9 protein-coding genes and 1 other annotated feature are annotated in these 11,894 nt (G+C 44.8%); of the genes, 5 read left to right on the top strand and 4 right to left on the bottom strand.

Annotated elements, in window-relative coordinates:
* Positions 1–149 precede the first annotated feature (149 nt).
* The 4 genes from AACQ17_RS16525 (at position 150) to cydC (ending at position 6,912) form a co-directional block, all read left to right on the top strand.
* The gene (locus AACQ17_RS16525; RefSeq protein WP_094167819.1) at positions 150–2,180 is read left to right on the top strand and encodes a GGDEF domain-containing protein; all 2,031 of its coding nucleotides are present in this window, start codon (positions 150–152) and stop codon (positions 2,178–2,180) included.
* A gap of 133 nt (positions 2,181–2,313) precedes the next feature.
* On the top strand, positions 2,314–3,273 hold the full coding sequence (gene trxB, locus AACQ17_RS16520; RefSeq protein WP_094147828.1) for a thioredoxin-disulfide reductase: 960 nt from the start codon (positions 2,314–2,316) through the stop codon (positions 3,271–3,273).
* 137 nt (positions 3,274–3,410) lie between these two features.
* Positions 3,411–5,198 (top strand): heme ABC transporter permease/ATP-binding protein CydD, encoded by a 1,788-nt coding sequence (gene cydD, locus AACQ17_RS16515; protein ID WP_094147829.1) that lies wholly within the window; start codon positions 3,411–3,413, stop codon positions 5,196–5,198.
* Positions 5,191–6,912 carry a heme ABC transporter ATP-binding protein/permease CydC gene (gene cydC / locus AACQ17_RS16510; protein WP_094147830.1) on the top strand — a complete coding sequence of 574 codons (1,722 nt, stop codon included), beginning with the start codon at positions 5,191–5,193 and terminating at the stop codon, positions 6,910–6,912. The genes cydD and cydC overlap by 8 nt, the downstream gene beginning before the upstream one ends.
* Before the next feature lie 230 nt (positions 6,913–7,142).
* Here cydC and AACQ17_RS16505 read toward each other — a convergent pair whose 3' ends face one another.
* The 4 genes from AACQ17_RS16505 to rnm form a co-directional block, all read right to left on the bottom strand.
* Complete coding sequence (locus tag AACQ17_RS16505; protein ID WP_094147831.1) at positions 7,143–8,633, bottom strand: putative bifunctional diguanylate cyclase/phosphodiesterase; 1,491 nt, start codon at positions 8,631–8,633, stop codon at positions 7,143–7,145.
* Positions 8,634–8,909: 276 nt separating this feature from the next.
* Positions 8,910–9,953, bottom strand: coding sequence for a 23S rRNA pseudouridine(2605) synthase RluB (gene rluB, locus AACQ17_RS16500; RefSeq protein WP_013857138.1), 1,044 nt, complete (start codon positions 9,951–9,953; stop codon positions 8,910–8,912).
* 121 nt (positions 9,954–10,074) lie between these two features.
* Positions 10,075–10,695, bottom strand: coding sequence for an L-threonylcarbamoyladenylate synthase (locus AACQ17_RS16495; protein WP_094124084.1), 621 nt, complete (start codon positions 10,693–10,695; stop codon positions 10,075–10,077).
* Entirely contained in the window at positions 10,692–11,561 is an 870-nt protein-coding gene (rnm, locus tag AACQ17_RS16490) for an RNase RNM (protein ID WP_017042022.1), read from the bottom strand. The genes AACQ17_RS16495 and rnm overlap by 4 nt, the downstream gene beginning before the upstream one ends.
* Positions 11,562–11,625: 64 nt before the next feature.
* Here rnm and AACQ17_RS16485 point away from each other — a divergent pair, with 64 nt between their 5' ends.
* Complete coding sequence (locus AACQ17_RS16485) at positions 11,626–11,763, top strand: hypothetical protein (protein WP_010318233.1); 138 nt, start codon at positions 11,626–11,628, stop codon at positions 11,761–11,763.
* Positions 11,710–11,812: a sequence feature (Trp leader region), on the top strand. (Overlaps the previous gene by 54 nt.)
* Positions 11,813–11,894: the final 82 nt, after the last annotated feature.

The raw sequence follows: 11,894 nt of genomic DNA, 5'->3' as shown, positions 1-11,894 counted from the left end.
TCTCATTAACTCGAAATTAGCACCATTTAAGTAGTAAGCCATGCCAAAAATTAGACTAAAGTTAATACTAGATCATCAAACTAATTGATATATTTGACTATTAAGACTTAGTTGAAACATCGCTCAACTGATAAGGAGATCCTCAACTCGTGAACTCTAGTATTAAAGTCACACTGTGGACTTTCATCGCATTAGGTTTCAGTGTAATCAATGCCTATGCGGCTATGGATCCTAAAGATAAATTTCTCCAAGCATTGGAGGGCATTGAGCAGATCACCTATTCACTACCGATCAAGGCAAAAGCACAAATTAGTGAACTAGAAGAAGACTACATCATATTGTCACAGCCTTCCGCTCTCGTTGTTCGTTACTATTTGGCCAAAGCCACTGTATATGGGCTACTAGAGGAATATGATAGGAGCTTAGAAGCGGCACAATTAGGATTAAAGCGAACAGAACACACCAACGTTGAAACGCTCACTCTCAAACTAAGAGAGATTCAAGCTTTACGGCACCAAAAAGTCGACGTGTTGCCGAAACTTGACGCACTGTTAGTTGAAGCAGGAAACGATCACAATGCACAAATCGAATCAGAAGTATTACTAGCTAAAAGTCTCTATTACCAAGAGCAAGGCGAGTTTAAAAAATCGTACGCCGCAATAATGACCTCAATTGATACAGCAAAATCCATTGATAACAAAGAGTTAATGGAGAGAATATCTCACGGTCTAGGTCAAATACTGGTTCAGCTACAAGATTTTGATCGTTCACAGCTGTTACTTGAAAATTCCTACAGTTACTTCAAGCAACGTAAAATGTCTTATAGCCAATTGGTTAGCTTACTCGACATCTCTAAGTTGCAAGAGTCACGTAATCAAATCACGGCGGCGATCGAAACCTATAAAACCGCACTCAAGCTGGCACAAATACTGGGTGACGGGCGACATCGCTTTCGTATTAACATTGAACTTGCACGGCTTTATCGAGATACCAACAACCGAGATCAAATGCGCTTTTTCTTGAAAAAAGCGGAGGAACTGCAGTACAGAGAAAGCCAACCAGGCTACCTTGCCACTTTTCAGCTATTACAAACACAAGATCTATTGGAACAAAAACGCTACGGTGAAGTGATTGAATTTGTAGAACCACTCATTGTGCATATCAAGCAAAGATCAAATCTACTTATTCAACAGATAGAGTTGTTAAAAGTGGCAGCACAGGCTTATGCTGGGCAAAACAACTACAAACAAGCCTATGAAACTTATGATTTTTATCATTTACGATCGCTCACACTTCGCAATGTTGAACAGATAGAGAACTTACAGAGACAACAAATGTTGTTTGATCTTGAGCGTCTACAATATGAAAATCAGGATCTAAACTGGAACAACGTACTTCAAAAGCTAGAAATTGAAAACCATCAGAAAACGTTTCATCTATTAGGTGAAATCGTCTTTTTCCTTGCTCTTGCATTAATCGGATTATTGGTCATATTTATCTGGGCCAACCGCTCTCGCATCAAAATGGGCATGCTTGCCAAAACGGACACCTTGACTGGCTTGTATAATCGACGCTACATGGAAGAACGATTTGCAAAACATCAATCCAAATCTTACCAAAATAGTAGCGAAGCGCTTATTAAACTCGCACAACGGATTTTGATGTGGCAACAGACTTGGTTCAAAGGTCAATCTTCACCTAAAAAAAACGCCGAACCATTCGACTCAGCGCAATTAGACGAACAGATCCAACATAATGAAGATGCAAAACCGATTAGCCTTATTTTGACCGATATTGATTATTTTAAAGTCATTAATGACACTTATGGTCACGCCTTCGGCGATCAAGTATTAGTGGAAATTGCGGCTATCTTTAAGTCATCGGTACGCTCTTCCGATGTTGTCGCTCGCTACGGTGGGGAAGAGTTTCTCATCTTACTACCCGACACTGACTTAAGCATCGCTAGCGAAATTGCCGAAACCTTGCGCCGAAAAATTGAAGATCACCATTTTGTAACCGAATCACGAGAATCGGTATCCGTCACTTCGAGTTTTGGCGTGTTGACCGCAACGAATACTGATTTAGACCTCCAAGCATTGTGTGAAGAAGTCGACCAACTACTTTATGCGGCTAAAGCCAGCGGCCGAAATTGCTTAAAAACACGTTGGCTGACTTATTAGCCAAGTCCCATCATTGCTTAGTTTGGCTATATAACGATTATTTCTAAGCTAGCCCATGTAATCGCTTTAATTGACTCGAGATATTCCCTACAATCGTGTTAAATTTTCGAGCATTTTCGATACTGGAGTCCCCATGAGCAACGTGAAACATTGCAAACTTCTTATTCTTGGTTCAGGCCCGGCTGGTTATACGGCAGCCGTTTACGCAGCTCGCGCTAACCTTAATCCAGTTCTCGTTACCGGTATGCAGCAAGGTGGTCAGTTAACGACCACTACAGAAGTAGAAAACTGGCCAGGAGACGCCGAAGGCCTCACGGGCCCTGCTTTAATGGAGCGAATGAAAGAGCATGCCGAGCGCTTCGAAACTGAGATTGTGTTTGATCATATTAATGAAGTTGATTTTTCACAGCGGCCATTCCGCCTTAAAGGCGATAGTGCAGAATATAGCTGCGATGCTCTCATCATTTCAACAGGTGCATCCGCACGTTACCTAGGTTTAGATTCAGAAGAAACCTTTAAAGGACGAGGAGTTTCCGCTTGTGCTACTTGCGATGGTTTTTTCTATCGTAACCAAAAAGTAGCCGTTGTAGGTGGCGGCAATACCGCTGTGGAAGAAGCGCTTTATCTATCTAATATTGCGGCACAAGTTCACCTCATCCACCGCCGTGATTCGTTCCGCGCAGAAAAAATACTGATTAACCGTCTGATGGATAAAGTCGCAAGCGGCAATATAGTGCTCCACACTGACCGTACCTTAGAGGAAGTCTTAGGTGATGATACTGGCGTGACGGGTGTTCGTATGAAACACACCCAATCAGAAACGACAGAAGATCTGGACGTGATGGGCGTCTTTATCGCGATTGGTCACAAACCGAATACCGACATGTTTGCTGGTAAGCTAGAGATGAAAGAAGGCTATATCGTAGTCAGATCTGGCCTTGATGGTAATGCAACTCAAACTAGTATTGAAGGTGTGTTTGCTGCTGGTGATGTGATGGATCACAACTATCGCCAAGCGATCACTTCGGCAGGAACGGGTTGTATGGCCGCCTTAGATGCGGAACGTTACCTAGATAGCTTGAACGATAAGTAGGCATGAACGGCAAGTAAGCAAAAGGTTATTTTCCAGTTTTATAACAAAACCCTACAGCCCGGTGGTATATCCATCGGGCTTTATTTTGTATACTACCGCCCTTCCGTTTACATAATAATTCTCATTAAGCCTTCGAAATGGATAAGAAAAAGCAACGTAGCTTGAATAATTGGCTCAAACAGCAAAGTAAACTGGCAAAACGCTGGTTAATGATTGCTGTTGGCCTTGGCGTATTATCAAGTGTGTTTTTGCTGGCTCAGGCCGCACTCCTCGCCTCCATTCTGCATCAACTGATTATTGAACAAGTTGATAAAGCAGAGCTCATTCCCTATTTTCTTGGTTTGGTGGTGACGATTGCCGCACGTGCCGCGTGCGCATGGGGGCGTGAAATTGCGGGTTTTCGCTGCGGAGAGCAGATCCGCATTTATATCCGTCAGTTAATACTGGATAAAGTTCGCGAGTTGGGGCCTGCTTACATTAAAGGTAAGCCTGCCGGTGCATGGGCAACATTACTGCTTGAACAAGTCGAAAACATGCAGGACTTTTTTGCGCGCTATTTACCGCAGATGTCATTATCTGTGTTGATCCCGTTTATGATTTTGATTGTGGTCTTTCCCGTCAACTGGGCGGCGGGTTTGATTTTCTTAATCACCGCACCCTTAGTGCCGCTGTTTATGGCCTTAGTCGGTATGAAAGCAGCCGATGCTAATCGTAAAAATTTCAAAGCTCTGCAGCGGTTATCTGGTCACTTTTATGATCGCCTGCAGTCGATGACTACAATACGCCTATTCAACCGCACACAAGCCGAAGCCGATCAGCTTAAAGGCGCTTCTGAAGTCTTTCGCACTCGCACAATGGATGTATTGAAAATCGCCTTTCTATCATCAGCAGTGTTAGAATTTTTCACCTCGATATCGATCGCCATCACCGCCGTTTACTTTGGTTTTAGCTTTATTGGCGAGTTGAATTTCGGCTACTACGGTACAGCCGTAACTCTATTTTCCGGCCTATTTATCTTGATCCTTGCGCCTGAGTTTTATCAACCATTACGTGATTTGGGCACCTTTTATCACGCCAAACAACAAGCTGTCGGCGCGGCTGAAAGCATTGTCGAGTTTTTGGAAACAGACATCAGCAAGGTGAAATCAGGATCTATCTCGCTCGACGGTGCACAGCGGATTGACATTGTAGCGCAAGATCTCGAAGTGTTTAGCCCAGAAGGAAAACGCTTGGTCGGTCCAATTTCATTTACGTTAGATAACCATTCAACCACTGCGCTTGTCGGGCCAAGCGGTGCAGGTAAAACCAGCTTAGTAAACGCCATTTTAGGCTTCATGCCTTACCAAGGCAGTTTGAAAATTAATGGTATTGAACTGAGCGATCTTGAGCATACCAGCTGGCGTAAGCAGATCAGTTGGGTTGGGCAAAACCCACTATTGGTGCACGGAACCATCGTTGAGAATATCAGCCTCGGCAAGCATGACATGAGTGACGAAGCGCTTCATTCGGCTTTAGACAATGCCTATGCAGCTGAATTTGTCGACAAACATGGTTTGGATTACGCCATCACCGATCGATCTGGTGGATTATCTGTCGGACAAGCTCAGCGAATTGCACTTGCTCGCGCGCTGCTACAAAACGGCAATTTTTGGCTACTTGATGAACCAACCGCCAGCTTAGATGCCCGCAGCGAACAGTTAGTGATGCAAGGTTTGAACCGCCAAATTCAACACCACACCGCTTTAATCGTGACGCACCAATTAGCACCATTAAAATCGGTGCAACAGATTTTGGTGATGCAAAATGGGGCGATAGTTCAAACAGGCGATTACAATACACTCAGCCAGCAAAAGGGTCTGTTTTCCGATATGTTACAAGCTAATCAAGCGCTTGATGAAGCCAATAAGGGGAACCTTGATGCGTGATCTCATCCCTTACCTTAAATTGTATAAAAAGCACTGGTTTGGTTTATCTCTCGGTATGCTGCTGGCCTTTTTAACCCTGTTTGCCTCGATTGGTCTACTGACCTTATCCGGCTGGTTTTTATCCGCAGCGGCCATTGCTGGCTTAACCATTGCTCGTGAAACATTCAACTACATGCTACCGGGCGCGTTTGTACGTGGGTTTGCCATGGGACGCACTGCAGGACGTTGGGGTGAGCGTGTTGTCAGCCATAATGCTACATTCAAGCTGCTGACGGATCTGCGTATTTTCTTCTTCCAAAAACTCGCGCCACTGATCCCAGGACGTGTGTCAAACCTCCGAGACGCTGATTTACTCAACCGTCTAGTGGCAGATATCGATGCTATGGATCACGTCTATTTACGCTTAATCAGCCCAGTAACCGTGGGTGTACTGGGCATTAGTGCGTTAACGGCATTCTTATGTTGGTTCGACCCTGCGATTGGCTTAACCCTTGGTGCAATTCTTCTGACGCTACTGCTCGTGTGGCCTGTCCTCTTTTATAAACTGGGTCAGCGTAATGGTGCCGAGCTCACCCAGCACAAGGCGGATTTGCGTATTGCAACGCTTGACTGGTTGCAAGGCTACACTGAACTGACCCTGTTTGGTGCAGAAAACCGTTACCGTGAAGCGATTCTTAGAGCGCAGCAAAAATTGCTGGTCAATCAATTGGCTAACGCTCATTTTTCTGGCCTTGCACAAGCACTGCTCATGCTCGCTAATGGCTGGACGCTTGTGTTAGTGATCTGGCTTGCCGCCGATGGTGTGGCAGGTAATCAACCCGACCCGATGATTGCACTGGTGGCTTTTGCAACTATGGCAAGTTTTGAACTGCTGATGCCGATTGCTGGTGCATTTCAACATTTAGGACAAACACTCACTTCTGCTCGCCGCCTCAACGATATTATTCTGGCTGAGCCTGAAGTCCAATTTCCTACCGCTTCAACTCAGCACTCAGGTCAATTCGATATTGAATTTTCAGACGTAACCTTTCACTATCCTGACAGCAGCCAAGATGTGCTACGCGGTGTCAACCTCCATATTCCCGCAGGGCATCGCGTTGCAATAGTGGGACAAACAGGCTCTGGCAAATCAACCTTAATGCAACTGCTGTCACGCTATTGGGATCCACAGCAAGGTAGCGTCTCCATTGCAGGTACCCACTTAACAGCGTGGAATGAGAGTGAACTTCGCCAAACCATCAGTGTGGTTAGCCAACGTGTAGATGTACTCAATGGCACGCTGCGAGACAACCTCGCGATGGCCAATCCAAGCGCAAACGATCAACAGTTGGCTCACGCCTTAACGCAAGTCGGTTTACATACTCTGTTGGACGATCTAGGTTTGGACGCATGGCTGGGTGACGGCGGCCGTCAGCTCTCTGGTGGAGAGAAACGCCGCATCGGTATCGCGCGCGCACTGCTCCACAACGGTTCAATTTTATTACTCGATGAACCCACGGAAGGCTTGGATAAACAAACAGAGCAGCAAATTCTGGCTCTGTTTCAACAGCATTTTGCGCATAAAACGGTCCTCTTTATTACTCACCGCTTGGTCGAGTTAGAAACAATGGATGCTATTTGCCTGATTGAACAAGGTGAAATCGTAGAATACGGTAGCCACCAAGCGTTATTGGCCAAACAAGGCCGCTATTTCCAACTACAGCAAACCTTGTAGCCATAGTTTGTCATTTGCTCGTTATGAGACTTATCTTTTTTAGGAACACTATGCTGAATTAGGTAACTGAAGCTTGGTATGAAAAATCTTCGCCCTCTTGCTTTGAGAGTCAGTGCATGAGGGTGAAGAAGCGGCCTTGCAAAGAAGCGGCAGTCAACCAAACTCGCTAAATACGTACCTCATCAGCTTAATAAGTACTGAGCGTACTACTCATTTTATAGGTGAGATTTTTAATTAATATTCAAGGACAAATGGTTAATGAGATCTTCCACTGGCATTGGGTGTCCTAGGTAGTAGCCCTGCACTTGTTGGCAGCCCATTGCCTGCAAAATTTTCAATTGGTTGGCTGTCTCTACGCCTTCTGCCACAATATTGATGTCAAAACTTTGCGCCATAGCAATAATGGCATTCACTATCGTTCTTGAACGATCATCATGTTCTACTTCAGAGACGAAACTGCGGTCAATTTTGATTTCATCCACAGTAAGATCTTTGAGCATGGCAAGTGACGTATAACCTGTGCCAAAATCATCGATGGAAAAAGTAATCCCGTTAGATTGCAGATTAGAAATAATTTCAACACTCTTTTTCATATCGGTAAGCGTTGCTGTTTCCGTAATTTCAATGCGTATGTATGAGTTCAAATTCTCATGCTGCTGAATAAATCGCGTGAGTTCATACATCTCATCAGCATTATTGAACTCAGTCGCGGAGACATTAACAGCAACGTGTTTAATTTGTGTCCCCAATATTCCTGAACGCCCCAGCTCCTGTGATACTTTTCCAACCACAAATTTGGAGATAGCGCCCGTCAAGCCATTGTCCTCGGCTAATGGGATAAAAACATCAGGCGGGATAGCGCCTTTAACAGGATGGTTCCAACGAATCAGTACTTCGACACCGTTGACTGTTAATGTTTTTAGGTCATATTTAGGTTGATATACAACCGTTAAGCTATCGTCGTCGATCGCTAAGCGCAGGTCGAGGACCATTTGCCGGCGCTGCATCGCTTTTTCTGTTAATGTTTTGTCATGATACTGAATGGCATTCTTTTGTTTCTTTGCAACATTAAGAGCCTCAGTCGCGGAAACCATCAGTTCTCTAGCACTGATACCATCGGCTGGGTAAATGGCAACACCTATACAGCAAGTTGTTTCAATATTGTGTTGCTTGGCCCGATGGGTATACAGACGTTGGACGCTCCGAACATGAGAATCCATATCTACAGCGTCACTCAACTTTACAAAACTGGCAAACTGATCGGCATGTAAGCGCGATACTAATGAGCCGGGCAAAGCCATTTCGTTAATATCGTGAGCTAAATCCTGCAAAAATGCATCTGCACGCTCAAACCCCAGAGTTTCGTTGATACTTTTAAAATCGTCGACATCAAGGTAACAAAGAATAAATCGCTCATTAGACTTTAATTTTTTGATCGTTATATTGAGAGTACGCACAAACATACTAAGGCTGTGCAGCCCAGTGAGGCTGTCCATATCATTGGCTTTTTCTAGTAAGCGATTCCCTCTAAGCACCAACATGAGCAAAAGTAAGGCGGTAATAATGACAAACATCAACCCCTTATAGGTTTGAGCGAGAGCGCGCAACTGGGCGTTATCTAGCAATAATTCGACTGTCATATCCGAGAATAATATCCAGAGCACGGCAAATGTTGCGTAGATAAGTGCCACTTTAACGGCTGAGATGCCTGCTCTATCCATGTTTAACTGACTCCAAATGTACCCGCTTATGATCGTAACATTGTAGCATCACTAAAATTTAGTCAACCATACCATACATGCCACATGTAGCCTGTTTCTTCACTCTACTCACTTAAATACCAGAAAATATGAACATAGGGATGTCAATCATGCACAAGTGCTCAATACCAACTCTATTGTTTTAATTTTTATTTTATTATCAATGTATTAAACGAAAAAATCCCGAGCTTAGCTCGGGATTTTAATATCAATTAACAGGCAACGAGAAAGTTTCGCTTATCGACGTGGCGCTTTCGCTTTACCAGTTTGAGGCCGACCAGTGCCGCGGCTACCATCGGCACCACTGTTACGGGTACTTGAAGCAGGCTTGCGACGGCCAGTAGTTGTGCCATTGGTTGTCGTACCGTTAGTTTTCTTACCATTCGTCGTTGTACCATTGGTCGTACGACTTTTAGGCTTGCCCGTCGTCGTTACGCGCTCTTCATGGCGCTTAACGGCACGGCGAATTTTTTGGCTACGCGCACGCTCACGAGTACGTGAAGTGTTGTCTTTGCTCAAATCTAGCATCGTCTCTTTTTCAGGACGCAGTTCAACCAATTCACGTAAATAGTTTACATCTTTAAGATCCAGTTCCATCCAACCGCCGCGTGGCAGTTTTTTGTCCAAATAGATCTCGCCGTAACGAACGCGTTTCAAACGGCTCACTGTGGTATCTTGAGATTCCCAAAGACGACGAACTTCACGGTTACGGCCTTCGTTAATCGCGACGTAGAAAGTATGGTTCATACCTTCACCACCAGCGTAAACAATATCTTCAAAGCGTGCCAAGCCATCTTCTAGCTCAACCCCTTTAACGAGGTTACGCACTTTCTGCTCGTTCACTTCGCCAAAAACACGCACTAAATATTCGCGTTCTACTTGACGGCTTGGGTGCATAAGGCGATTAGCCAATTCACCATCGGTAGTAAAGAGAAGTAAGCCTGAGGTGTTGGCATCTAAGCGGCCAACTGAAATCCAACGCGAACCACGAATTTTAGGTAGACGATCAAATACCGTCCGACGACCTTCTGGATCATGACGGGTACAAAGCTCACCTTCCGGTTTGTAGTAAGCAAGCACTCGACAAATAACCTCTTCTGGCGCTTTAACGGAAACAGCATGTCCATCAATACGCACAACCGCGTTATCATCTTCTAGACGCTCGCCCAACATAGCTACCTTGCCATTAACACTGACACGTCCTGCTCTAATCAAAGCTTCTAACTCACGACGAGAACCATGACCAGCTCGTGCTAAAACTTTTTGTAACTTTTCGCTCATTTATCTACCTATGTGTCGTCTTCACAGACGTCGAATGAAAAAATGCGACCCCAAAATCGCGGCCGCATAGTATCTCAAATTCTACGCCAAAAAGCACTCGTTTTGATGGCCTACTCAAAAGCTATTCAAAAGGTGTTGGATCGCCCGCTCCCACGCGAGCAACCACCATATCATCTTCACTGAAATCAATCACTGTCGTCGGCTGTTCACCTAAATAACCCCCGTTTAAAATGACATCCACGGCGTGCTCAAGGCGATCCCGAATCTCTTCTGGATCCGATTCTGTATGGGTGTTGCCGGGCAAAATAAGTGAAGTGGACATTAGTGGTTCACCTAACGCTTCAAGTAAATCAAGTGCAATACGGTTATTAGGCACGCGGATACCAATCGTCTTACGCTTCGCATTCATCAACCGACGTGGCACTTCTTTGGTCCCTTTGAAAATAAACGTATAAGGGCCAGGTGTATTATTCTTTAGCAAGCGAAAAGCGGTATTATCCACACGCGCATAAAAAGAGAGCTCTGACAAATCACGGCACAGCAAGGTAAAATTATGCTTATCATCAAGGCGGCGAATTTGGCAAATACGCTCTAATGCTTGTTTATTTTCTAGTTGGCAGCCTAGTGCATAACCAGAATCCGTTGGGTACACAACAACTCCGCCATTGCGGATAATAGCAACCGCTTGAGTAATCAAGCGAGTCTGCGGGTTTTCTGGATGAACGTAAAAAAACTGGCTCATTGTAATTCCTCATTATTGAGTCTATCTACGGGGCTTAAACCCCAATCTTTCCAGACAGGATCGACGCCAGAAGGCAACCAAAGATTTCGCCCCAGTTCCATCCAAGGTGAGGGGTAATGAAAGTCACTGCCTTGAGAAGCTAATAGATTGTATTGTATGGCATAATCAGCCAAATTACGTCTTTCTTGTGGCGCTTGTTGTGGCTGTGCCACTTCCATAGCGTCACCACCCGCTTCTACAAACGCCGTTATTAAGCGCTTGAGCCACTTGGTCGTCAAGTCATATCGTCCAGGATGCGCTAATACCGCTTGGCCACCAGCGGCGTGTATTGCTTCAACGGCATCGGTCATCGAGCACCAACTTGGTGGTACATACCCGGGATTATCGCGGGTGAGAAACTTTTTGAACACCTGCTGCATGTTCTTCGCAAAACCCTGTTCAACCAGCCATTTTGCGAAATGCGCACGAGTAATCGGTGCCTCTCCGGCGATGGCTTGCACCTCTTCTAACACCCCTTCACGTGTCACTTTTTGCAATCGTTGTGCAATCAATTGTGCGCGCTGCACACGATGTGCCTTTTGCTGCTCAATTAACTGCTGCAGAGCTTGAGCGTTTGAGTCGATGTTGAGCCCAACAATATGAATATCTTTATTTTGCCAAACCGTGGAAATCTCGATGCCATCGATCAAGGTGATGGGTAATTGTTGCTGATTAATATAGTCATGAGCAATAGTTAATGCATCAGTCGTATCGTGATCAGTGATCGCCAATACCTCAATATCAAAGCTTAGCGCTCTATCGATTAAGGCTTGCGGCGATAACCTGCCATCTGAAGAAGTGGTGTGGCTATGTAGATCAATTCTCATAATTTTATTTTGGCCATCTTTTAGGCTTGACTTTTTACTCTCGCACTAGTTAACTAGTACACAAATGCAAGGCACGTATTTGAGGTTGACCATGTTACAAGAATTTAACCAAAACCATAATCACAATTTAAGCGCAGCTTCATCTGAGCTCAATTGGTGGCACACTTGGACAAGTTCTTGGTGGGCAACCGTGTACTTTTAAAATAGAACACGAATTCACAAAGCCCGCCTCAATGAGCGGGCTTTTTATTTTGTCGAATAGCTCACATTACATTGCGCAATAAAACAGCGAACCCCCCAAAGTGATGATTGGGTCTCTAAGAGGATTATGCG

The organism is Vibrio sp. V10_P2A27P122 (genome assembly GCF_963874335.1).
GTDB lineage: Bacteria > Pseudomonadota > Gammaproteobacteria > Enterobacterales > Vibrionaceae > Vibrio > Vibrio anguillarum.
Note: the sequence above shows the minus strand (reverse complement) of the source record. Positions and strands in the feature narration are given on the sequence as shown.